General features: G+C 66.3%; 23 protein-coding genes. 12 read left to right on the top strand and 11 right to left on the bottom strand.

The window, feature by feature from the left end; all coding sequences use genetic code 11:
- Positions 1 to 68 precede the first annotated feature (68 nt).
- Both AB0313_RS03170 and AB0313_RS03165 read right to left on the bottom strand, forming a co-directional pair.
- A complete protein-coding gene (locus AB0313_RS03170) occupies positions 69 to 833 on the bottom strand; it encodes an alpha/beta hydrolase (RefSeq protein WP_366303517.1) in 765 nt (254 codons plus the stop codon).
- A 4-nt stretch (positions 834 to 837) separates the two neighbouring features.
- On the bottom strand, positions 838 to 1,251 hold the full coding sequence (locus tag AB0313_RS03165; RefSeq protein WP_366303515.1) for a TfoX/Sxy family protein: 414 nt from the start codon (positions 1,249 to 1,251) through the stop codon (positions 838 to 840).
- A 199-nt stretch (positions 1,252 to 1,450) separates the two neighbouring features.
- Between AB0313_RS03165 and AB0313_RS03160 the strand changes: the two genes are divergently transcribed.
- The 6 genes from AB0313_RS03160 to AB0313_RS03135 all read left to right on the top strand — a co-directional run bounded on the left by AB0313_RS03160 (position 1,451) and on the right by AB0313_RS03135 (position 5,790).
- Positions 1,451 to 1,978: a hypothetical protein gene (locus AB0313_RS03160; RefSeq protein WP_141940482.1), complete on the top strand. Its 528-nt coding sequence runs from the start codon at positions 1,451 to 1,453 to the stop codon at positions 1,976 to 1,978.
- Entirely contained in the window at positions 1,975 to 3,201 is a 1,227-nt protein-coding gene (locus AB0313_RS03155) for a divalent metal cation transporter (protein ID WP_366303513.1), read from the top strand. The genes AB0313_RS03160 and AB0313_RS03155 overlap by 4 nt, the downstream gene beginning before the upstream one ends.
- A complete protein-coding gene (locus AB0313_RS03150; RefSeq protein WP_366303512.1) occupies positions 3,198 to 3,608 on the top strand; it encodes a hypothetical protein in 411 nt (136 codons plus the stop codon). The genes AB0313_RS03155 and AB0313_RS03150 overlap by 4 nt, the downstream gene beginning before the upstream one ends.
- Positions 3,595 to 3,942: a PRC-barrel domain-containing protein gene (locus AB0313_RS03145; protein ID WP_307307203.1), complete on the top strand. Its 348-nt coding sequence runs from the start codon at positions 3,595 to 3,597 to the stop codon at positions 3,940 to 3,942. Before AB0313_RS03150 ends, AB0313_RS03145 begins: the two co-directional genes overlap by 14 nt.
- 202 nt (positions 3,943 to 4,144) lie before the next feature.
- Positions 4,145 to 4,348: a cold-shock protein gene (locus AB0313_RS03140; RefSeq protein ID WP_009372930.1), complete on the top strand. Its 204-nt coding sequence runs from the start codon at positions 4,145 to 4,147 to the stop codon at positions 4,346 to 4,348.
- Positions 4,349 to 5,004: 656 nt separating this feature from the next.
- Positions 5,005 to 5,790 (top strand): plastocyanin/azurin family copper-binding protein, encoded by a 786-nt coding sequence (locus AB0313_RS03135; protein ID WP_366303509.1) that lies wholly within the window; start codon positions 5,005 to 5,007, stop codon positions 5,788 to 5,790.
- Between the two features lie 76 nt (positions 5,791 to 5,866).
- Here AB0313_RS03135 and AB0313_RS03130 read toward each other — a convergent pair whose 3' ends face one another.
- Both AB0313_RS03130 and AB0313_RS03125 read right to left on the bottom strand, forming a co-directional pair.
- Complete coding sequence (locus tag AB0313_RS03130) at positions 5,867 to 6,478, bottom strand: gluconokinase (RefSeq protein WP_366303507.1); 612 nt, start codon at positions 6,476 to 6,478, stop codon at positions 5,867 to 5,869.
- On the bottom strand, positions 6,478 to 7,884 hold the full coding sequence (locus tag AB0313_RS03125; RefSeq protein ID WP_141940488.1) for a gluconate:H+ symporter: 1,407 nt from the start codon (positions 7,882 to 7,884) through the stop codon (positions 6,478 to 6,480). The genes AB0313_RS03130 and AB0313_RS03125 overlap by 1 nt, the downstream gene beginning before the upstream one ends.
- Positions 7,885 to 8,135: 251 nt before the next feature.
- Between AB0313_RS03125 and AB0313_RS03120 the strand changes: the two genes are divergently transcribed.
- The gene (locus AB0313_RS03120) at positions 8,136 to 8,960 is read left to right on the top strand and encodes an SDR family NAD(P)-dependent oxidoreductase (protein ID WP_307307216.1); all 825 of its coding nucleotides are present in this window, start codon (positions 8,136 to 8,138) and stop codon (positions 8,958 to 8,960) included.
- A gap of 99 nt (positions 8,961 to 9,059) precedes the next feature.
- Here AB0313_RS03120 and AB0313_RS03115 read toward each other — a convergent pair whose 3' ends face one another.
- The 3 genes from AB0313_RS03115 to AB0313_RS03105 form a co-directional block, all read right to left on the bottom strand.
- Complete coding sequence (locus AB0313_RS03115; RefSeq protein ID WP_366303504.1) at positions 9,060 to 10,778, bottom strand: alkaline phosphatase family protein; 1,719 nt, start codon at positions 10,776 to 10,778, stop codon at positions 9,060 to 9,062.
- 60 nt (positions 10,779 to 10,838) lie between these two features.
- Complete coding sequence (locus tag AB0313_RS03110; RefSeq protein WP_366303502.1) at positions 10,839 to 11,858, bottom strand: DUF6454 family protein; 1,020 nt, start codon at positions 11,856 to 11,858, stop codon at positions 10,839 to 10,841.
- Between the two features lie 137 nt (positions 11,859 to 11,995).
- Positions 11,996 to 13,408 carry a PLP-dependent aminotransferase family protein gene (locus tag AB0313_RS03105; protein ID WP_366303500.1) on the bottom strand — a complete coding sequence of 471 codons (1,413 nt, stop codon included), beginning with the start codon at positions 13,406 to 13,408 and terminating at the stop codon, positions 11,996 to 11,998.
- Positions 13,409 to 13,433: 25 nt separating this feature from the next.
- Between AB0313_RS03105 and AB0313_RS03100 the strand changes: the two genes are divergently transcribed.
- Complete coding sequence (locus AB0313_RS03100) at positions 13,434 to 14,333, top strand: DMT family transporter (protein WP_366303498.1); 900 nt, start codon at positions 13,434 to 13,436, stop codon at positions 14,331 to 14,333.
- A gap of 18 nt (positions 14,334 to 14,351) precedes the next feature.
- The gene (locus AB0313_RS03095) at positions 14,352 to 14,975 is read left to right on the top strand and encodes an FMN-binding negative transcriptional regulator (RefSeq protein WP_366303496.1); all 624 of its coding nucleotides are present in this window, start codon (positions 14,352 to 14,354) and stop codon (positions 14,973 to 14,975) included.
- 3 nt (positions 14,976 to 14,978) lie between these two features.
- Here AB0313_RS03095 and rlmC read toward each other — a convergent pair whose 3' ends face one another.
- Together rlmC and AB0313_RS03085 are read right to left on the bottom strand one after the other, a co-directional pair.
- Positions 14,979 to 16,106 carry a 23S rRNA (uracil(747)-C(5))-methyltransferase RlmC gene (gene rlmC / locus AB0313_RS03090; protein WP_307307234.1) on the bottom strand — a complete coding sequence of 376 codons (1,128 nt, stop codon included), beginning with the start codon at positions 16,104 to 16,106 and terminating at the stop codon, positions 14,979 to 14,981.
- Between the two features lie 109 nt (positions 16,107 to 16,215).
- Positions 16,216 to 16,899 (bottom strand): HAD hydrolase-like protein, encoded by a 684-nt coding sequence (locus tag AB0313_RS03085; RefSeq protein WP_307307237.1) that lies wholly within the window; start codon positions 16,897 to 16,899, stop codon positions 16,216 to 16,218.
- A gap of 73 nt (positions 16,900 to 16,972) precedes the next feature.
- On the opposite strand from AB0313_RS03085, the gene AB0313_RS03080 reads away from it, so the two are divergent.
- The gene (locus tag AB0313_RS03080) at positions 16,973 to 17,434 is read left to right on the top strand and encodes an Lrp/AsnC family transcriptional regulator (protein WP_141940497.1); all 462 of its coding nucleotides are present in this window, start codon (positions 16,973 to 16,975) and stop codon (positions 17,432 to 17,434) included.
- A gap of 42 nt (positions 17,435 to 17,476) precedes the next feature.
- On the opposite strand, the gene AB0313_RS03075 is transcribed toward AB0313_RS03080, so the two are convergent.
- Both AB0313_RS03075 and AB0313_RS03070 read right to left on the bottom strand, forming a co-directional pair.
- Positions 17,477 to 18,919 carry an aldehyde dehydrogenase family protein gene (locus AB0313_RS03075; RefSeq protein WP_366303493.1) on the bottom strand — a complete coding sequence of 481 codons (1,443 nt, stop codon included), beginning with the start codon at positions 18,917 to 18,919 and terminating at the stop codon, positions 17,477 to 17,479.
- On the bottom strand, positions 18,912 to 19,964 hold the full coding sequence (locus AB0313_RS03070) for a homoserine dehydrogenase (RefSeq protein ID WP_366303492.1): 1,053 nt from the start codon (positions 19,962 to 19,964) through the stop codon (positions 18,912 to 18,914). The genes AB0313_RS03075 and AB0313_RS03070 overlap by 8 nt, the downstream gene beginning before the upstream one ends.
- Positions 19,965 to 20,251: 287 nt before the next feature.
- On the opposite strand from AB0313_RS03070, the gene AB0313_RS03065 reads away from it, so the two are divergent.
- Both AB0313_RS03065 and AB0313_RS03060 read left to right on the top strand, forming a co-directional pair.
- Positions 20,252 to 21,694 (top strand): amino acid permease, encoded by a 1,443-nt coding sequence (locus tag AB0313_RS03065; protein ID WP_366303490.1) that lies wholly within the window; start codon positions 20,252 to 20,254, stop codon positions 21,692 to 21,694.
- A 145-nt stretch (positions 21,695 to 21,839) separates the two neighbouring features.
- Positions 21,840 to 22,613, top strand: a complete 774-nt coding sequence (locus AB0313_RS03060) for an IclR family transcriptional regulator C-terminal domain-containing protein (RefSeq protein WP_366303488.1) — start codon at positions 21,840 to 21,842, stop codon at positions 22,611 to 22,613.
- Positions 22,614 to 22,624: the final 11 nt, after the last annotated feature.

Genomic DNA, 22,624 nt, shown 5'->3' with positions numbered 1-22,624 from the left:
CCCGCGCCGGCAGTTCCAGTGCAGTCCCCGGACGGGGGCGGAACCAGAGGAGAAAGTCCCAGCCGCAGCTAGGAAGCCCCGTCCGCCCGGCCCCAGTGCTCCCGCAGCAGCGTGGCGACGCGCTCGGGTTCCGCCCGGTGCGGGGGATCGAAGTGGTGGCGCTCCGGGAAGACTTCAAGCCGGAAATCGGGGAAGACACGGGAGAGCCGCGCCGCGTTGTCCGCCTGCTCATCCGGGCTGCTCATGCCGCCCAGCACGAACAGCACGGGTTTCGTGAAGGCCGCCAGGCTGTTCGGGTCCAGGTCATACGTAGTGAACGCCTGCAGGAAGGCGCTGATCCCGGCGGGGCGTTTCGCCATCCACGACGGTGGAGGGCCAGGCGGTGGAGGCGGCAGGACGGCGTCGCGCTTCACCTGCAGCCTGGTGAAGGCGGGCAGGAACTGATCAGGCGGCAGCGCAGCCAGCTCCCCATAGCGCTGCCAGAGCCTGGTGTGCGCAGGACTCCAGTCCCAGTTTCCCGCCCAGGCCGGCTCCAGCAGGGCCAGGCTCTTGAGCCGCTCCGGGTGCCTTGCGGTGAGTGCCAGGGCAGCGGCGCCGCCGCCGGAGTAGCCGAGCAGGTGGAAGGTGTCCCAGCCGCGCAGGTCGGCCTCGCGGAGCACGCCGTCCACCTCGGTGTCCAGGCTCCAGCCCGGCGGGGGTGCGTCCGTGGCGTAGAGCTCCAAGTCCTTCGCCACCGCGTCCACGGCCGGTCCCAGAACCTCCAGGAGCCTGCCGTAAGCGGGCCCGGCCGGGAGCACGCTGCCCGGCAGCAGGATGACGCGGTACGGTTCCATGCCGCTACCTTCCGCTGCCGCCGTCAGCCCTGCGGGTGGCGGGTTTCGCGGCCCGGGGTGCCTTAGGCGCTTTGCCGGGCAGCGAGCCGACATAATCCAACGCCTTGCCGGCCCAGGCCCGCGCCCGGGCGTCATCGCCGTCGCCCTCTTCATTCCATACGTCCGGCAGCCCGGTGTACCCGCCCATGGGCCGGTCCGCCGGGCCGAAGGGCACGGTCCGCTCGGACGACTCCAGCAACTCCCTGTCCTCAGGGGAGAGCTTCACACCGATGGTGGAACCGAACAGGCCCGCGAACATGTTGCCGTTGACGAACGCGCCCAAGTTCCCGAACATCGGTTTCACCACTACGTCCGGATGGTCCGGGACCACGCGGCGGAACCGCTCTTTTTCTTCCTGGGTTGCCTTGGGCATCTCCATGGCTTCATCTCCCGGTGGCACGGTTGTTCCGCAGATCTGGATGCAGGATATGCCTCTTTGACAGCGGCGGATAGGGGACCCGGGAGGCCGGGCACAACCGGCAATTGATCGGCATTTGAACAGGACAAACTTCGCCGGCGGGTGTTATACCTGACCGTAGGCAACTAAGTCTTTAGGCTGCCTGCAGAGGGCGAATTCCGTGGATCCGGGGCTTTCCCGGGGGCTGGAGGCAAGGGTGCTGGTCAACGCAGCCCGTGCCCGGGCGGCCGGATGGCGCGCCCGGTCCTGCCGGAAGCGTCTGTATGGCGGCATGGCCCTCGCCGGACTCGTCCTGCTCACCGCCTGCAGCGGCGGCACCAGCCAGTCGGTGTCCACTGCCGTCAAGGACAGCTCCTCCGCCGTCGCCACTGCCCGGATCGCCCTCCGCCAGGACATGGACGGCAAGCTGACGCGCGCCGCTACCTCCACAACCCTTGACGATGAGCTCAAGGAGATCCAGACCAGCCGGAGCACGGTCCTGAAGCTCTCGCCGGCCACCCCGGAGGACCGCGATACCCAAAAGCAGGCGCTGGACGTGCTGGACCAGTGCGCCGCGGGTTTCGCCACGGCGCGGGCCGCACTGGCAACGAACGACGGCGGCAACCCCTCGCTCCCCGACGGTGACAAGGCCCTCGCCGGCGCACAGGACGCCCTCAAGCAGCTCGAAGACAAGGTGGGATCAAAGTGAAGCGGCTGCTCGGCGTCGCGCTTGGGATCCTCACCGCCATCGGCGGGTTCGTGGACATCGGGGACCTGGTGACCAATGCCGTGGTGGGTTCCCGCTTTGGCCTGTCCCTGGTGTGGGTGGTGGCCGTCGGCGTCGTGGGGATCTGCCTGTTCGCCAACATGTCAGGCCGCGTGGCCGCGGTGTCCGGCCGTGCCACCTTCGAGGTGATCCGTGAACGGCTGGGCGCACGGGCAGGGCTGGCCAACCTTGCAGCATCGTTCCTGATCAACCTGATGACCGTGACCGCGGAAATCGGGGGTATCGCCCTGTCGCTGCAACTGGCCAGCAGCGTCGACTACCTGCTGTGGATTCCCGTGGCGGCGGTGGCGGTGTGGCTGGTGATTTGGCGCGTCCGGTTCTCCATCATGGAAAACGTCACCGGCCTGCTGGGGCTGACGCTGGTCATCTTCGCCGTGGCAGTGTTCCTGCTCAAGCCGGACTGGGGGGCACTCGCGGGGCAGCTGGCGCCCACGGTGCCGCAACAGGAAACGTTCTGGAGCTACAGTTACTACGCGATCGCCCTGTTTGGGGCCGCGATGACACCGTACGAAGTCTTCTTCTTTTCCTCCGGCGCTGTGGAGGAAAAGTGGAGCGTGAAGGACCTCGCCCAGTCCCGGATCAACGTCCTGGTGGGCTTCCCCCTGGGCGGGCTGCTGTCCGTCTCCATCGCAGTGTGCGCCGCCATCGTCCTCCTCCCGGCAGGGGTTTCGGTGACCTCGCTGTCCCAGGTGGTCCTGCCCGTGGCCCAGGGTGCCGGCAAGCTCGGGCTGGCATTCGTCCTGGTGGGCATGGTGGCGGCAACCTTCGGGGCAGCGCTGGAAACCACCCTTTCCAGCGGGTACACCCTGGCGCAGTTCTTTGGCTGGTCCTGGGGCAAGTTCCGCCGTCCCGCCCAGGCCGCCCGCTTCCACCTGTCCATGATTGTGTGCCTGCTGGTGGGCATGGCTATCCTGGCCACCGGCGTCGACCCCGTTTTGGTGACCGAATACTCGGTGGTGTTTTCCGCGATCGCCCTTCCCCTGACCTACCTGCCCATCCTGATCGTGGCCAACGATCCCCAGTACATGGGCGAGCACGTAAACGGGCGCGTCGTGAACGTGCTGGGCATGGTCTTCCTGGTGATCATCCTGGTGGCCTCCATCGCCGCCATTCCCCTGATGATCGTGACAGGAGCAGGCTCATGACGTCCGCGTCCGCCCCGCTGCCCAGGGCCCCGAAGGTGGGACGGCGCATCCTCGATGCCCAGCTGCACCTGATGGACCGCCAGGTTTTGGACCACGACGGCGTCCCGGTCACCACCGTGGACGACCTTGAGGTGAGCGGGCCTGCCTTGGACGTGGAGATTGCGCCGGGGTCTCCCGCCCCGGTGATCACCGCGCTGCTGACCGGGTCGGTGCTGGGCACGCGCATCTTCGGCGGCAGGCCGCCGTCGTCCCGGCTGATCCGCATCCCGTGGAAGGACGTGGCGGAGGTGGGCGTGGTGGTGCGGCTTGGGGTCAAGGGTGAGCCGCTGGACGCCAGCTGGGTGGAGCGATGGGTCCGGGACAAGATCATCGCGCGCATTCCGGGAGGCAGCCATGATCCTCGGTGACCTGCTGGGCACGCCCGTGCTGGATGCCGACGGCGGCCGGCTGGGCCGCGTGGCCGACGTCCGGTTCGTGCTGGACGGCACGCCGCACCAGCTGATGGCCGAGCCTCGGCTGCTGGGGCTGGTGGTCGGCCCGCACAGCGCTTCCTCGTTCATGGGCTACGAGCGGAACGGCCTCACCCGGCCCCGCATGATTGCCCGGATCCTCCGGTGGCGGCATCGCGGATCCTTCCTGGTGCTGTGGGAGGACATTGCGGTGGTGGGCAACCGCTCCGTCCGGCTCCGGCCCGGGTTCACCCGCTACAGCACTGCACTGGATGACCATGCGCAGGCCTGACAGGGGCCTGAACAGGGAAGCGATTAGGTGTGCGCCGAATCTCCTGTAGTGTGGAACCTGTTGTTGTGTTTATGCAGTTGGTAGTTCAGGCAGTACGCGCGGTCGAAAGTCCGTGTTCTTCTGAAGTAGCGGTTTTTGAACACCCCACGCCGGAGGGCCCGAAAGTCGGGACATTCCCTCCACCTTCACGAAGGACAAAATAATGGCTACTGGTACCGTCAAATGGTTTAACGCTGAAAAGGGCTTCGGCTTCATCTCCCCGGACGACTCCTCACAGGACGTTTTCGCGCACTACTCCGCGATCAACTCCAACGGCTTCCGCTCCCTCGAAGAGAACCAGAAGGTTTCCTTCGACACCGAGCAGGGCCCCAAGGGTCCCCAGGCCACCAACATCCAGGCTCTCTAATTCCATAGAGTTCCGGGACCGTTAGGTTTCTCGAAAGCAGGCCCTGCCGATTTTTCGGCAGGGCCTGCTTTTTTATGCCGCAAAAGCGGGCCTTGACCGCAGTAAGCGGGGTTGCGCTGCAACGGTTATGGCTGGCAAGGACGGTCATGACGGGACGCCGTCTGCGCGGCCTGCAACCAGGCGAATTCCGGTACCTCGACAAAACACCGTCGAAGGAGCAATCTGTTAGGTGCGTACGCTTCCAGCGTGCCAACCCGACGCCTGCTGGGGCGTGAGGAATCATTTGGATCAGCGCGGCACCAGTTGGGGGGTGCAGGTCCGGCAGTTCCTGCCGGCACCGGCTGCCAGCCCTTCCCGGCACCGGCAGCCGGCACCTTCACTCCGAAGAATCGTGGCCGGTCCGGTCCAAGAGCAGTGGGTTGAATCGGCTGCAGCCATATATCGGCACCTCGCCGATGGCCGTTCAAGAAGGCATTGCTATGAAGCATCATCGGGGCATCAAATCGAGATCCGACAAACTCGCATTTATTGTGGCATGTGCTGTTGCAGTCCTGGCGTCATTGGCGTCAGCGGGTCCTGCGGCAGCAAGCGGCTGGGGACCCCGCACCTGGGAGGTGCAGGTGGGGTCAGAATCCCGCGACCAGGAAATCCAGGGTATGGCTTTCCTTCCATCAGAGATTTTCATCAACGAGCACGACACCATTGAGTGGCAGGCGAATGCCGCTGAAATCCATACCGTGACATTCCTTGCAGCCGGCCAGTCGCTGGAGTCCACACAGCCGTTCAACCCGGGAAACGCCGATGAATTGCTGAAGCGAGGGGGAAGCAGCTACGACAGGCATTCGTATTACAACTCAGGCCTCCTGGCCAACGTTGACGTTCCCGGCTTCCCTGTCGCCAGCAGCTACACCCTGACGTTCCCGCGGGAAGGTGACTTTACCTACTACTGCCTGGTCCACGGCATGATGATGAAGGGGATGGTGCATGTCCGCGAGCAGGGCACCCACTACCCGTACAGCCAGGCCGACTACGACAAGTCATCCAGGGCGCAGGAGCGGTCCATCCTCCGGGACGGTCACAAACTGGACGCCTCACTGGCTAAGCAGGCCACCAACCACAAAGTGATGGCCGGCGGTGACGACGGCGTGGCAATGGTCATGCGCTTCGTCCGTCCCACCGTGACGGTGCACCGCGGCGAGTCGGTGGTGTTCACCAACTCCGGCATGGGCGCTCCGCACACCGTCACTTTTGGTACTGAACCGGCGAATGTCTTCGCACCGTCCGGCTCGCCGTCGAATTTCACGGGCGGCGACCTCAGTTCGGGAATCATTCCTCCCGGTGGCTCTTTCACCGTGACGTTCCAGGCGACGGGAACATTCGACTACATCTGCGCACTCCATGACTACATGGGCATGACGGGCCAGGTGAAAGTCGTAGATTAACCAAATCAACGCGCCCGGCGGGAGCGTTCGCTCCAGCCGGGCGCGTTGGCGGTTCCACCTCCTGGGGCGGACAGGCCTAGGAAGCGGCCAGATCCCCAGACTGCGCCGGCGCGGACGACCGGCCCGGGTGGGGGTGGCCCAGCGCGCTTGAACCGGAAGCCGGAGCGAGGCCCAGGCGGCTGACCACCTCGGCGGCTTCCTCGGCGGGGGTCCGCCCCACATCCACCACGATGGTGTTCTCATCCGGGCCCGGCGGCTCCAACGTGGCGATCTGCGAGTCCAGCAGGGAAGCAGGCATGTAGTGGTCCATGCGTGCCGTCAGCCGGCGGCCTATCTGTTCCTTGGAGCCTGACAGGTGCACGAACACGACGTTCTTTTCGCGGAGCCGGTCCCGGTAGATCTTCTTCAGCGCGGAGCAGGTAATGATGCCCGGGATGCCGGCCATCGTGTGTTCGATGATCCACGAGGCGATGGTGTCCAGCCAGGGCCAGCGGTCGTCGTCGGTCAGAGGGATCCCGGCAGCCATCTTCTCCACATTTTCCGCCGGGTGCAGGTCGTCGCCTTCCTCCAGGTCCCAGCCGAGCTGGCCGGCAAGGATGCCCGCCACCGTGGACTTGCCCGAGCCGGACACACCCATGATGACCAGGACCGGCTGCTGGACAGACTCCGGGGTGGGTGCGGCCTCCATCAGGGGACCACCACTGAGAGGACCATGACCAGCGCGAAACCGACCACGGAGATGAGGGTCTCCATGACTGACCAGGTTTTGAATGTCTGGCCTACGGTCAGGCCAAAGAGTTCCTTGACCAGCCAGAAACCGGCATCGTTCACGTGGGAGAGGAACAGGGAACCGGCGCCGACGGCGAGGACCAGCAGGCCGGCGTGGCCGGGGGAGAGGCTGGACGCCAGCGGCGCAACGATGCCTGCCGCCGTCACCGTAGCCACGGTGGCTGAACCGGTTGCGAGCCTGATGGCGACCGCGATGAGGAAGCCCAGGACCAGGACGGAGATGTTGGCTCCGGTGGCCCACTTGGCAACGGCATCACCGACTCCGGCTCCGATGAGGGTCTGCTTGAATCCACCGCCAGCGCCCACAATCAGGATCACGGCCGCGATGGGGCCAACGGATGCGCCGATCTTGGTGCCGATCTTGGCGCCCGTGAAGCCGACGGCGTAGCCGAAGGTCACGAGGGCCAGCAGGACTGCGAGGGTCATGGCCACCAGGGGTTCACCGATGAAGTCGAAGAAGACGCGGGCCGCGCTGGGGTTCTTGGAGTTGGGGTCAACGATGTCCACCACGGCCTTGAGGAGCATCAGCACCACGGGGAAGACGATGGTCAGCAGGGTCACGAGGAATGTCGGCTGGCGCTTGACGTCAGGATCGGCCTGGGTGTGCTCGGTGTCGATGCCGCCGGCTACCTTCGGGGCGTCCACGGGGACCCAGCGGGCGGCGTAGATGGCGAACAGCGGGCCGCAGATGATGACGGTGGGAATGGCGATCAGGAGGCCAAGGGCAAGGGTGATGCCCAGCGGGGCGTTGAGGCTGGCGATGGCCACCAGCGGACCGGGGTGCGGCGGGACCAGGCCATGCAGGACTGAGAGGCCTGCGAGGGCCGGAATGGCTACCCGCATCAGCTTCCGGCCCGAGCGCTGGGACACCAGGACGATGACCGGCAGCAGCAGGACGAGGCCGATCTCAAAGAACATCGGCAAACCGATGATGACGGCGACCAGCGCCATGGCCCACGGCAGGACTTTCGGGGAGACCTTGCCCAGCAGGGTGTCCACCACCCGGTTGGCCCCGCCGGAATCAGCCAGGAGCTTGCCCAGCATGGCGCCGAGCGCGATCAGCAGGCCGACTTCTTTCAGGGTGCCACCGACACCATCTTCGAAGTTGCTGATGACCTTCCCAAGTTCAACCCCGGACGCGAGGCCCACGAATGCGGATCCGAGGACCAGCGACAGGAACGGGTGGAGCTTGAGTTTGACGATCAGGAAAACGATCAGCGCGATGCCGATGGCGGCGACGACGACCAGTTGGGTGTCGTGCCCGTTCCAAGGCTCTGCGGCGGCGGGAAGGAGAAGGGATTGCATGAGGCTTCCTCGGTTGGAGTGCAACCGCCAACGGTGCTGGTGGCGGGCTCCAATAAGTATGACGTATGACACCAAAAAAGTGAATAAGTAGGACTTTACGAGTCTAGGGAAGCTATCGCGGCGCCCACGGGCGCGGAGAAACCCTGGCCCCCGGCCAACCTGGGCGACTGCAGGGAACAGGCGGCGCCGCGCCGTCGTTGTTTCCTGCGCGTGCTACTGTGCGCGGAACGGCACCCAGCAAAGGACACCCCTTGACTCCTCGCACCATTGTGATCACCGGCGCCAGCGACGGCATCGGAGCGGCAGCCGCACGAACCCTGGCCAGGGCGGGGGAGCAGGTGGTGGTCGTTGGCCGGTCCGCCCAGAAGACCAGCGCCCTCGCCGGGCAGATCGGCGCGGACCACTACCTCGCAGACTTTGCCGACCTGGCACAGGTCCGCGAACTCGCTGACACACTGAAGGCCAAGTACCCGCGCATCGACGTGCTGGCCAACAACGCCGGCGGCATCATGGGCAAACGGACCCTCACGGTGGACGGGAACGAATCGACCTTCCAGGTCAACCATCTGGCCCCGTTCCTGCTCACCACGTTGCTGATGGACACCCTCACTGCCAGCAGCGCCAAGGTGATCAACACGTCCAGCGCCGCCAACAACTTCGGCAAGCTGGACCTCTTCGACCTCACGGCCGAGCACGGCTACAGCACCAACCGGGCCTACGGGACGGGCAAGCTGGCCAACATCCTGTTCACCTCCGAGCTGCACCGCCGGTTCCACGACAAGGGGATCACGACGGCGGCATTCCACCCGGGCGTGGTCCGCACCAACTTCGCGGCGGAGTCTTCAAGCCCGTTCCGGCACGTGTACACCACGCTGCTGAACCGTTTCATGCTCAGCCCGGACCAGGGGGCGGACACCATGCTCTGGCTCATCAACGGCACCGCCGGGACGGACTGGATCTCCGGTGCCTACTACGCCAAGCGCGCGTTGGCCAAAGCCAGCGCCCAGGCGTATGACGCCGGGCTGGCGCGCGGACTGTGGGAGAAGAGCGAGGAACTGGTCAAGGCTTCTGCCTGACCGCCGCGTTACTCACGGCGCACGCCGTCGTGGTCTGCAAACAACAGGGGCCGGGCCGCGAAGTCGCGGCCCGGCCCTGGTGTTGAGGCGCTGGACGGGTTACCGGCTGGCGGGCTCCGATTCGTTGCCCTGGATGTTCCCGTTGTGGCTGATGGATGCGACGGCGCCGGTCTGTTCGTTGAGCAGGACCTTGTCGTTGCGTTCGTGGTGGAAGTTGAACATGGCATTCATGGACCCGGCAGTGGCGTCGGCTGAGGAGTCGCCGATGGTGCCGGTGTGCCAGTTGTCCTCGATGAACCGCAGGATGGAGGCCTGGTCGGTTTCGGTGTGGTCCACGAAGTTCTTCTTCGCGAACGGGGAGATGACCACCAGCGGCTGGCGGGGGCCGGGGCCGCAACGGTCAGCGTAGCCCCCTGCTACCGGGACGCCCTTTGCTGCGGCGTTCAGGCACCACGCGGCGTCGTCCGTGCCCGTGGAGGCGTTCTTCGGCTGGGCGGCGACGTGGTCGTACCAGCCGTCGGAGTCGTCATACGCGAGCACGACGGCGGTGTTGTCCCAGTTCTTGGACTGCTGGATCTGGTTGATGGTCTTGGTGACGAAGTTCTGTTCGTCCACGGGATCCGAGTACGCAGCGTGGCCGTCCTGGAATTCCGAGGCCTTCAGGAAGGAAACGGCGGGCATGTTGTCGCTGTCCACGACCTTGCTGAAGTCGGTGAGGTCGTACTGGTGGTTGGCCTGGCCGTTGTGGCCGATTTCCGCGTCCGATGCCGGCGGGAGGTGGTGCGGGTTGGCGGTGGAGGCGTAGTACTGGAAGGGCTGGTGGTGCGGGGAGTAGTCCACCACGGAAGCGCCGGCGGCGTTGGTGTGGCCGGCCAGGCATGATGCCGGCGTGCTGCTGGTGGCGGGGGTTGTGGGTGCGAAGCCGCCCTGGAACCAGCCCCATGACGTCCCCTGCGCATTGAGCAGGTCGCCGATGTTCTTGCCGGTCATCCCGGCGAGGTTGTTGGCCTTGGCGTGGCTGCTGTTGGAGCAGTCGTCGTAGACCGGGTCGGGGTCGTTGATGACCGTGCCCACGCCGTTGGCGTCAGGCTGGCGGACGGCGCTCGATCCCGTGGCCGGCGTGGCCACGGGCTGCCCTGCGGCGTTGTACTCCTTGACGCCGTGGGTCTGGCCCGAGATCAGGTTCAGCGCGCCGGGGGTGGACGGGCCGAAGACGGTGCTGAAGTGGTTGTCGCTCATGGCGTAGTTCTGGGCGTAGTTCCAGATGCCGGTGACCGTGTTTCCGTCGTAGTAATCCATGGTCAGGCCCGGGCGTCCGTACTGGTTGGTGCCACAGGCGTCACGGCTGGTGAACTGGACGAACTTGTCCATCGCCCCGCCGTTGTAGGCGTTCTGTTCGGCCTTGTAGCCGTGGTCCTGGTCGCAGGTGACTGCCTGCATCGGGGAGAGCCGTGCAGGCTGGACGGAATTGGGGTTGTTCGGTGCCAGCAGCCCGGCATTAGCCAGGGTGTTGATGTCCTTGGGGGTGTCCTCCGCTGCGGTGAACGCGGCCGCGGCGGCGCCGGAGCCCTGCTGGGTCTCACCGGCAGTGTTGGCGGCCTTGGGGTAGGTGGCGAAGTAGTGGTCGAACGACACGTTTTCCTGGAAGAGCACTACGACATGCTTGATCGGCGTCGCCGTCTGGTCATGGGTGCCGGCGGTGGCGGGTGCGGCGCTGAAGCCGACCAGCCCGGCCGTCAGTGCTGAAGCCGCCATGGCAGCCGCGCCGGTGGCGGCAGTGACGCTTTTCCTGGTGAATCTTGGTGCCGGGTAAGGCATGGGGTATCCAATCATTCCTGGGGGTTCCCGGCCGCTGTCCGCGGCAGGGTGGGGGAAGTGCTAGTGGGCCGGGGGGACGTCGGCCTGGTACGTGAGGATTTCGGTGCCGTTGCCTTCGTCGCCGTTGTCCGGGGCCACCGTCATGGTGAGGTGGCCGCCGTCGGCGGTCATTTTGAACGGGTTGCGGGTGGCCGCGTGGCCGGCCGTTGACCATTTCTGGAAGGGGACCTCACGGGTCACCTGGTGCGACTTCAGGTCGATCATCGCCATGCCGCCCAGTTCGTAGGTGGCCGCCGTGCCGCCGGCAGGCGGGGTCTGCGGAAGGTTGGTAACCCCGCCGCAGAGCATCCTGGCGTTGGGAACGTACTGACAGTCCTGGTAGTCGATGAAGTAGTTCGGGTTCTCCCACGTGGACAGTTGTTTGCCCTGGAGGTCCCACTCGGCGAACCGCCGCGAGCCCCAGGTGTTCCCCACCAGGTGGCCGGTCTGCTTGTCCAGGACGATTCCGCCGAAGTGGTCCTTGACCTCGAACTGCTTGTGGACGTCCAGGGTCTGCGCATCCACCTTGTAGATGATGGCGCTGCTGTCTGGCCGGTACTGGGCCACCGGTACCCAGACGTTGGTGCCGTCGAAGTCGATGCCGCCCGGGTGGTACATGTCGCCTTCGCCAAGGATGATGTCCTTTTGCAGGTTCCCGGCCTTGTCCATGACGAACAGGTGGCCGATGCCCTTGCCCGGGGTGCGGTCGTAGCCGTCCTGGGGCGTGGGGTATTTGACGGTCGGTTCGAGGATCTGGACGGCCGAGAGGAAGATGTGGTCCTGGCTGTAGGCGATTCCCTCGGTGTGGTACGTGGGGAAGTTCAGCTTCAGCTTGGACGTCTGCTGCCAGGCCGTGGTCCGGGTGACGGAGTCGAACGCGTCGGCCAGGTCGGTGTTCGTTTCATGGTGGGTTCCGGCGGCGGGGCCGGGGGCCTGCTCCGGGACGGTGGCCTGTGCTGCGGCAGTACCGGCGGCGGCGCAGGCAGCGACTATCAGGGACGCCGCCACGGTGAGGGCGCGTCGGGATGGCTTGGAGCTCATGGAGGGGGCCTCTTAAGGTTGGGGTCTCAACAGGAGTTCCCAAGTTACTAATGGGTACTTAACCGGGCATGGCCCCCCGGTGAACTGCCGCTGTCGCGGGATTGTCCGGTTGGGGCGCGGCGGCCGCCCCGGTCTCCCTATCCGCTGTTCCGCGCCAGGGCTTCACCGATGATGCGTGCACCCTCCGGGTAGGCCGCCGGGTTGGGGCCGGAGTAGTTGAGGCGGATGAAGGCGCCGGCGGGTTCGGCCGGGAACCACTCCGTTCCGGCGGCGATGATCACTCCCGCGTCTTCGCAATCACGCACCAGCCGCGGCAGGTCCGTGGTGTCCGGCAGGCGCAGCCACAGGTTCAGCCCGCCTTTGGGCAGGTTGCCGAGGTGTGCCTGCGGCACGTGTTCCCGGACGCTGGTGACCAGCAGGTCCCGGCGCGACTGGAGCTGCTGGCGGAGGCTGCGCAGGTGGGTCTGCCAGCCGGGCTGCGTCACTACGTCCAGGGCGGCGGCCTGCAGGAGCCCGCTGACGTACATCGATTCGGCGGCGCGGTGGGCCAGGATGCGTTCGCGCGCCGGTCCGCGCACCACCGCGGCGGCGATGCGGACGGCGGTGGAGACGCTCTTGGTCAGCGACCGGATGTACACCACGTGGCCCGAGTCGTCCCGGGTTGCCAGGGGTATGGGGTCCGAGGTGATGCCGAAATCGTGGGCCCAGTCGTCCTCCACCAAAAAAGCACCGTGCCGGCGGGCCGCGTCCAGGATTTCGTCGCCCCTGTCACGCGCCCACTGCGCACCCGTAGGGTTTGAATAGTTGGGCTGGATGTAGAACGCCCGTGCTCCGGTCTCGGCGAAGGCACGGTCAACGTCGGCAGGGTCCGGCCCGTCCGGCCCTGTGGGCACGGGGACCAGCCGCACCCCGGTCTGGGCGGCGGCCAGGATGGCGCCCCAGTACGACGGCGATTCGATGAGCATCGGCTGCCCGGCCCCCACCAGTGCGCGGAAAATGGAGCTGAGCCCGCTTTGGCTGCCAGGCAGGATGATCACGTCGTTCGGCGTCGGCGGCGTCACTCCCACGGGGGTGGCCAATCCCAGTTCCCGGGCAAACCATTGCTGCAGTTCCGGCATTCCGGCCGCGGGAGGCCGGGACAGGGCGGCATCCCCGCGGGCGGCGCGGGCGAGGGCCGACCGGACCAGCCGTTCGGGCAACAGCTCCCGGTCCGGGTAGCCGGAATGGAACCAGATGGCGTCGCCGGGAACGGTGCGCATGGTGCCCGACGACGACGGGAGCGGAGAGGACGGCGAGCGCAGCGCCGCTGTTTGCCAGCCATAGTCCGACGGGCGGGCCGTGCGGACGGCACTGACGAACGTCCCGACTCCCGGCCTGCTGTCGATCAAGCCCTGAGCGGCCAGCGCCTGCAGTGCTTTCTGGACCGTCACGGGGCTCGCCTGGTGCTCGGCCACCAGGGAGCGGGTCGGCGGCAGCTTCGCGCCCGGCGCCGCTCCGGCGATCCACTGCCGCAGGGCCGCGGTGATCCGGGAGCTGCTATCGTTATTCATGAAAGAACATAGTAGCGCTACTCAGATGAACGACCCAGTGATACTGCCCCGTGCGGGCACCGGCATCTGGTGGGGCCTCCTGGGCGTGGCAGCTTTCTCCTTCACCGTCCCCTTCACCCGCGCGGCCGTGGCGGGGATGCCTCCGCTGTTCATCGGCTCGGGCCGGGCCGTGGTGGCCGCCGTCCTGGCCGCCGCGGCGCTCGCTCTCACCCGCCAACGGCTGCCCCAGCCCCGCACCTGGGCGCGGCTGGCGCTTGTGGCCGGCGGCGTCGTCGCCGGCTTTCCGCTGCTCACGTCCTACGCGTTGACCGCTGTGCCGGCGGGCCACGGAGCCGTGGTCATCGCCCTCCTGCCGGCAGCCACTGCCACCGTGGCCGTCCTGCGCACCGGTGAACGGCCGCCAGCTCTCTTCTGGGCCGTGACATTCCTGGGCTCGCTGGCGGCAGTCGGGTTTGCCTTCCTGCAGTCCGGCGGGGCGGGGCACCTGCAATGGGCGGACCTCCTGCTGCTCGGCGCCGTGGCCTGCGCCGCCGTCGGATACGCGGAAGGCGGCCTGCTGGCCCGTGAACTTGGCTCCTGGCAGACCATCGCCTGGGCCCTGGTCCTTGCCTCGCCGGCCATGCTGGTCCTGGCAGTGCTCTCCCTCCTGGACCAGCCGCCGTCGGCCTCTCCCGTCCAGTGGGCCGCCTTCGGCTACCTCGCCGTGGTCAGCATGTTCCTTGGCTTTTTTGCCTGGTACCGCGGCCTGGCCCTGGGCCCCATGGCGCACGTGAGCCAGATCCAGCTCCTGCAGCCGGTAATGAGCATTGCCTGGGCAGCGCTGCTGCTGGGCGAAGCACTCACGTGGACCACCGTCATCGGTGCCCTTGCCGTCATCGTCTTCGCAGCCGCGGCCGTCCGGGTCCGGCTCACACCCGCCCCCTGAAGCACCGAAAGGATTCCCATGTACATCCCCGCCCACTTCGCCGCCGGTCCCGACGCCATCCAGGACCTCCTGGCCCGCCCAGGCGCGGCCAACCTGGTGACCATGACCGACGCCGGCCTGCTGGCAACGCTGCTGCCCTTCGCCTTCAGCCGGGACGTGGGGGAGTACGGTGCGCTGCAGGCGCACATGGCACGGAACAACCCGCAGTGGTCCAGCCCGGCAACCGGGGAGGCGCTCGCCGTCATCCAGGGCCCCGACGACTACATCTCGCCGTCGTGGTACGCGTCCAAGGCCGCGCACGGCCGAGTGGTGCCGACGTGGAACTACAGCACCCTGCACGTGTACGGGAAACTCACGATCCATGACGACACCGGCTGGCTGGCACGGCACGTCCGCCACCTGACCGGGCTGCACGAGGGCGGCCGCGAGCATCCGTGGGCCGTGGAGGATGCCCCGGACACGTTCATCGCGGGCCAGTTGCGCGCCATTGTGGGAGTTGAGCTGGTGATCACCCGCGTCGAGGCCAAGGAGAAACTGAGCCAGAACCGCTCCGATGCCGACGCAGCAGGGGTGGCCGCCGGCCTCCGGGCCGAAGGGCGGGAAGCCGCCGCGGCAGCCGTCGAACGCGTGCGGGTGGGGTAAGCCTCAGGCGGCACGTTCCAGCAGCACCATCACCTCGTAATGCGTGGTCTGCGGGAACATGTCCAGGACCCGGGCCCGCTTCGGGGTGAAAGAGGGGAGTGCGGCCAGATCGCGGGCCAGCGACTGGGCGTTGCAGCTGGAGTACACCACGTGCTGCACATCGGAGGATTCCAGCCAGCCGCACAGCTCCCGGCCGATGCCGCGCCGGGGCGGGTTCACGATCACCAAGTCCGGCGATTGGTCCGCCGCGAGGGCAAAGTCGGTGGCGTCGCCGGCATGGAACTCCATCCCCTCCAGTCCTGCTTCGGCGCTGCTGAGCCGGGCCGAGACGATCGCCTCGCTGCTGGTTTCGATGCCGGTGACCGTGCGGGACGGGGCGGCGCTGTGGAGGGCAAATCCGCCCACGCCGCAGTACAGGTCCCACACGGAGGCCGGCGCCAGCTCGTTGACCCACTCGCGTCCCTGCCGGTACAGGGCCGCGGCCATGTCGGTGTTGGTCTGGAAGAAGCTCTGCGGGCGGAGGTGCAGGTTGATGTCATTGACCCGCATCTCCAGGGTGGACTGCTCCGTCAGCAGGATCTCGCGCTCGCCTTCGAGGACCGCCTTGTGCTCGGGGAGCAGGTTGACGGAGACCACTTCGACCTGCGGCAGGTCGGCCAGGAGGTCCGGCAGGTGTTTCCGTATCCGCGGCAGTGTCTGCTCGGACCGGAGGACCAGGCGGAGCATGATCGCGCCGTCCGGGGATTCCGTGATGATGACGTGCTTGAGTTCACCGGTGCGGCGCGGGACGTCGTAGGGGGTCAGGCGCAGGCGGCGGATGTAGTTGGCCAGCACGGGGAAGACGGCCCGCAGGCCGGGGGAGCAGACGCCGCACTTGCGCAGGTCCACGCCGTGCCCGTCGGCGTCGAGGATTCCGATCGTGGGGTTGTGCGCCGTCCCGCCGACCACCATCTTGGCCTTGTTGCGGAAGCCGGACTCCTGGCTGGCCACGGGCGGCAACCACTCGAGTTCCTGGTGTTCGGCGAGGAGAGCCTGGCAGTGCGCCTGTTTGCCAACCAGCTGTTCGCCGTAGGGCCGGCCCATCTGCGTGCAGGAGCGGCAGGTGCCGGCATCAAAGTAGGAACAGTGCATGACTGCATAAGTTTACCCGGTCGCCTTCCCGGCCGGGGTGCAAAGGTACGACGACGGCACCGTGGGGAGCGCCGTCGTCGCGCCTTGAAGGAACCTTGCCGGGGGGCCGCTAGCCCAGGACGGCCGGAAGGACTGCGGCTGGCGAGGATGCCACGAAGGCGTCCCCGGCTTCTTCCTCCGCGACACCGTAGCCCCACCCCGCGAAGACGGCGGGAATTCCGTGGGCGGCGGCTCCTTGGACGTCGAAGCTCCGGTCTCCCACCATGAGCGGACGGGACACGTCCACGGCCGCCGCGGCCAGCCTGTCCAGCAACTCGGCAATCACATCCGCCTTGGTCCATCTCCGGTCCTGGTCCGACGCACCGCAGATCCTGACGAAATAATGGTCCAGGCCAAAGCGGCGGGCCATCAGGAGCGCCTGGTCCTCCGCTTTCGATGTGGCCACCGCCATCGGCACACCGGCAAAACGCAGCTGCTCCAGCAATTCCCGAATCCCCGCATACGGCGCTGATTGCTGCGCCCCCTGCTCCGCGTAGAGCCTGCGGTAATGCTTCAGCGCCAGCCGGGAACGGACCTCGTCCCTGTCCAGGCGCTCCCTGAAGGATTCAAGCATGGGCGGCCCCACCAGCCGGAGCAGTTCCTCCTGCGGGACGGGTGCCCCCACGGCTGCCAGGGCCTGCGCGGCGCTGGCTGTCACGCCCGCTGCCGAATCCAGGAGGGTGCCGTCCATGTCGAACAGCACGCAGCTGGCTGCCGCCCCGCTGCTTTGGACGGGCTGGTGCCGAAGTATCATCTCTTTGTGCTTTCGTTCTGGAGCCGGGCCGACTCTTGTCTGCTGTTGGGAAGTCATGCGGTGAAGGGTGGACATGGATCGGGCGAGTCTTGACCGGATCGACCAGGGCATCCTGGCCGAACTGACGCGCAACGCGCGGATCAGCCACGCGGAGCTTGCAGCGAAGGTGCTGCTGTCCCGGAATGCCGTGCGGCAGCGGATCGACCGGATGGAACGGCAGGGGTACATCCAGGGCTATACGGTGGTGGCGGGCGCCCCCGGGCAGGGTCTCGTCTCGGCATTCCTGATGGTTTACCGGAAGGACAGGGTGCGCGGAGCGGACGTTATTGCCGTACTGCAGGCAATCCCTGAAGTGGTCCTGTGTGACGTGGTCAGCGGTGACTTCGACCTGCTGGTCCGGGTGGAAGCCCGCTCCCTGGAACGCATCCAGGAAATCTGGGAACAAATAGCAGCCACCCCCGGCGTCGCGGACACCGTTACGGCGATGACGCTGTCCAACTACGTGCGCCGGGCTGCACCGCTGATGCCAACATAGGACCGCGCCTTCACGCTCCGCATCCTCCCGGTCGCTGGGGGATCAGGGGGAAAGAGGCTGGCCCCTTCCCTCCTGGTGTTTGATGCAGACAACTTTGGGCTGGGTCATCTCCTCGTAGGCGAACCTGACTCCTTCGCGGCCCATGCTGCCGTATTTGGATCCGCCAAACGGCATTCCGTCAAACCGGTAATCCGAGGAATCGTTGATCATGATCCCGCCGGCGTCGATGCTGCCGGCCGCCTTCAGCGCCGAATTAAGGGAACTGGTGAAGATTCCGGCGTGCAGGCTGAAGTCGACGGCGTTCGCCAATGCCACAGCCTCGTCGAAGGTTGCGAACGGCTGGAGCATTACCACCGGCCCGAACACTTCCTCCGTCCACAGGCTGCTGCCCTCGGGCACGTTTTCCAGGACCGTGGGGTGAAGCACGTTGTCTTCCCGGATGTTGCCGGCGATGACCTCCGCCCCGGAAGCAACGGCCGCATCGATTTTGGCTGCGAGGTGGTCCACGGCGCCCGCAGTGATCATGGGACCGACGTCGGTGGTTTCCCCAGCAGGGTCGCCGGCCCGCAACTGTGCCGTCTCCCGCAGGAAACGACGGCGGAACTCGCCATAGACGGAGTCGGCCACGAGGATGCGCTGCACTCCAACGCAGTTCTGGCCGGCGGCCCAAAACGCTCCGGAGACGCACGCCTCAACGGCGGCACCGAGGTCCGCGTCATCCATGACGATGACCGGCGCATTGCCGCCAAGATCCATGGAAAGCTTCTTGAGCCCGGCCGTCCGGGCGATGGCTTCGCCCGTGGAGAACCCGCCCGTGAAGGACACCATGCGGATCGCGGGGTTCCTGACGATCGCCTCCGCAACCTCCCTGTCCCCATGGACCACCGTAAGGACTCCGCCGGGCAGGCCGGCCTTGGCGAGGACGTCTGCCAGCATCTGCGCGGACAACGGTGTCAGCGCCGATGGCTTGAGGATGACAGCGTTTCCTCCGGCGATGGCGGGGCCCACCTTGTGGGCCACAAGGTTCAGGGGATCGTTGTACGGCGTAATGGCCGCGATTATCCCCAAGGGTTCGCGCGTGAACCAGCCGGTGCGGTCTTCAGAGCCCTGATAGGAGTCAAACGGGATTGTCTCGCCGGCGTTCCTCCGTGCCTCGGCCCCGGACAACCTCAACGTGTTCACCGCCCGAAGGACTTCTTTGCGCGCCTGCCGGATGGTTTTCCCGCTTTCCGCCGTAATGGTCTTCGCAAAGTCCTCGCGCTGCCCGTCGATCATCGCGGCGGCGTCATCGAGGACTTTTCCCCTGGCATGCCGCGAGAGGGCCCGCGCCTGCGCCGCTCCGGACCGGGCCCTGGCCACGATCCGGTCCACCGCCCCCGGCGATGACAGGGGAACCGCGCCAACCACCCGGCCATCGTAGGGACTCAGCACCTCGCGGAAGGCGGGCAGTACCTGGTCAAGGGGTAGCAGAGTCGATTCACGCATTGGCCGTCTCCCGGCTCCGTGCCTCGTGCATGGCAATAATGTCCGACAGCAGGGCATATGCCGTCTCCATCCGCCCTGCCCCGGGGCCGGCAACCGTTACCGCCCCAAGGAGATCGGTACTGAATGACACCGCGTTGTTGGCGCCGGAAACCCCCGCCAGCCCGTGGTCCAGGGGCAGCGCGGCCGGGGCGACTTGCGCAGTTACCGTGCCGTCCGGATTCCGCCGGGCGGAGCCGACCAGCTTCCACCGCCGGCCTTCGCTCCCTGCCTGCCTGAGGTCGCCGGGGGTCAGCCCTGAAATGCCTTCACGCTTCACGTCCGCAAGCGTCAAGTTCGCGCCCAGCAGTTCATTGGCCAGGATCAGGACTTTGAGCTGGACGTCGTAGCCATCGATGTCGGCAGTGGGATCCGCCTCGGCGTAACCCCGTTGCTGGGCTTCCCGGACCGCTTCGTCGAAGCTGAGGCCGTCTTCCATCCTGCCCAGAACGTAGTTGCTGGTGCCGTTGAGGATGCCTTCAAACCCGTGCAGGGAAAGGCCTGGAAACAGCCGCTTTGCGAAGCGGAGGACCGGGGTCCCGCTCATCACGGCACCTTCGAATTCGAAATGCAGTCCGTTCTGCCGGGCCATGGCCTTGAGTTCTGCGCCGTGCAGCGCAACGGGACCCTTGTTGGTCGTGCAAACGCTCTTGCCTGAGTCAAGGGCCCAGCGGACATGTGAGGCTGCCGGTTCGCCGTCTGTGGGGTTGGTGAACGTCGCCTCGCAGATGATGTCCGCCGGGCACGTCCGGATGATGCGTTCGTTGTCCGCCTCTGCGGAACCCCCGTGGTCCCGGAACGTCGCCGCACCCGGCACGAGCCGCAGGGCCTTTTCGAGGTCGATGCCTTCGCCGCGCACCAGTGAACCAAGCCGAAGGTCCGTGATGGCAACAACCCGGAGACCGAAGCCAAGATCACGGCGGAGTTCGCCGCCCCTGGTTGCGATCAGTTCGGCGAGTGTCCTGTTGACGCCACCGAAACCGATCAGCGCAATGTCGAAAGTGGTCATGGTGTTCCTTCGTTTTGGTGATGGGATGCTCCAATCGTGGCCCCGCCGGCTGTCCGTGACCCCATGTCCAAACGCACTGCCGGGCAGGCGAAACGACCATTCCACCGGCACATCGACATAAGAGGTAACCGTAGTAAACGTGCAACATTGGCATCCTCGTATGATTTTGATGACTAAAAAGCGGTGTCTGTGTTACTTTCGTCACTGTCGACGCGCTCTAGCTCTTCCTGGACACGGCAGCCGAACTGCGGCCGTCCTTCCGACCATCCCCCCACTGGAGGCCTCTCTTGGAAACTTCTACCCCCGTCCCGCTCAGGCCAGAGAGGGGTGCATCCCTTTCGGCGGAATCAGGGCTTCGCCGCTCCATGGGGCCGCGGCACCTCGTCATGATCGCCATGGGCGGCGTGATCGGTTCAGGCCTGTTCCTCAGCTCCGGCTACACCATCTCCCAGGCCGGCCCCCTTGGGGCAGTCATCGCCTACCTGGTGGGCGCCTTTGTGGTCTACCTGGTGATGGCCTGCCTGGGGGAGCTGGCCATTGCTTATCCGGTGTCGGGTGCGTTCCACATCTACGCCGCCCGTTCCATCGGCCCAGCCACGGGTTTTACCACCGCGTGGCTGTACTGGTTGTGCTGGGCGGTTGCCATCGGCTCGGAATTCACTGCCTCTGGCCTGCTCATGCAGCGCTGGTTCCCCGGGGTGGACGTCTGGGTCTGGTGCCTCGTATTCGCGGCCACGCTGTTCGGCCTGAACGCGGTGTCATCCAGGTTCTTTGGCGAGTCGGAGTTCTGGTTTGCCATCGTCAAGGTCGGTGCCATCATCGCGCTCATCGTCCTGGGCGGTGCAGCGCTCCTGGGCTTCCACCCGCTGAGTGAAACCGGCAACCACCCGTTCCTCTTTGAAAACTTCAACACGGACGGCGGACTGTTTCCGAACGGATTCACCGGCGTTCTGGTGACGGCGCTCGCTGTCTTCTACGCCTTTTCCGGCTCCGAACTCATCGGTGTGGCTGCAGGGGAGACCAAAGATCCCGCCACCAGCATCCCCAAGGCAATGCGGAGCACCGTCATCCGCCTTCTCGTGTTCTTTGTCGGTGCCATTGCCGTTATTGCCGCGACCATCCCCTATCAGGAGGTGGGACTCGACGAGAGCCCGTTCGTGACGGTCTTTACGGCCACAGGTCTTCCTTTCGCCGCTGACATCATGAACTTCGTCATCATCACGGCGCTGCTTTCGGCCGGCAACAGCGGATTGTTCTCTTGCGCCAGAATGCTCTACTCACTCGCCGATGAAGGCCATGCGCCCCAGGCCCTGAAGAAGCTGACACGGCGGGGTATCCCCATGATCGCCCTCTCGGTAAGCATGCTTGGAGGGCTGGCCTCACTCATCAGCAGCGTGGTCGCTCCGGAGACGGTGTACCTCGCCCTGGTATCGGTGGCGGGCTTCGCCGTCGTGGGGGTATGGATGTCCATCGCCGCCTCGCATTTCTTCCACCGGCGGTCATTCGTCAGGAACGGAGGGGACGTGGCCGGGCTTTCCTACCGCGCCCCGTTCTTCCCCCTGGTGCCCATCCTGGCCTTTACGCTTTGCCTGGTCTCCCTTGTGGGCATCGCACTTGACCCCACCCAGGTAGCGGCCCTCTACTTCGGGATTCCCTTCGTTGCAGCCTGCTACGTCTACTTCCACTTCAGGTATGGACGCAGGGCGCGCACTCACGCGCCGGCAGCGTAGAACCACACGCACATCTGTGGCCTGGTGCAGGCGGCGGGGCCGCCGGCGCCGGGCCACAGCCGTGTATCGACCGGGTTGTCCCTGCTTGCCCGGAGAGCTGTCCGTGTGAAGATAGGCTGGTTGCCGGTCGGAAGGAGCATCAAGGGTGGATACCTCCCCTGAGGCGTCGTCGCTGGCGCAGGGACTGCGGATTGTGCGCGTGGTGGTTGACCGGGAAAAGGCCGGCAAGCAGCTCCTGGGCGTCTCCCAGCTGGCCGCCGAGTTGGACATGGATCAAAGCCGGGTATCGCGCCTGACGCAGGAGCTTTGCGACCTGCGCCTCCTGGAGCGCCGGGAACGTGGCCCGTTCCGGGTGGGAAGCGGCTTCTTCGCTCTTGCGGCAACGCTGAATACCGGGTGGCTGCGCGACGCCGGAGCGGAATTGGAGGCGCTGGTGGCTGCCACGGGGCTGCGGGCCCGGGTCTCGGTCCGGGATGGATTCCGGGTAATTCTCCTGCTGGCATCCAGCAACGATTCCCGGGCCGGCAGCTTTGTGCAGCCAGGCATGGTGACGCCTGTCTGGTGCACGGGGGCCGGGCGGGCCCTGCTGTGGGACCATAAGCAGCACGCCGTCGAGGTGCTGCTTTCCGACGTGAATTTCGTCGGGGTGGGCGGGCCCCGGGCTGCCCATTCCACCCAGGACGTATGGGAGTTGATGGTCCGGGACAAAAAGCAGGGTTTCGTTGCTGCCGTGGAGGAGTTCGAACACAGCATCGTCGAAGTGGCGGTGCCCATCCGTGAGGCGCAGGACGGCATCCTGGCTTCGCTCAGCGTCCTGGGCAGCAGCGCGGAGGTGGCTTCCCGTGCCGGCGAACTCGCAGACGCTCTTCATCAGGCTGCCACCAGGCTGGGCTCTGCGCGTCCCGGCGGGGGAGCATGACGTGCTGAAAG

Origin of the sequence: Pseudarthrobacter sp. NPDC080039 (assembly GCF_040702335.1) — a bacterium.
Lineage (GTDB): Bacteria > Actinomycetota > Actinomycetes > Actinomycetales > Micrococcaceae > Arthrobacter > Arthrobacter enclensis_A.
Note: the sequence above shows the minus strand (reverse complement) of the source record. Positions and strands in the feature narration are given on the sequence as shown.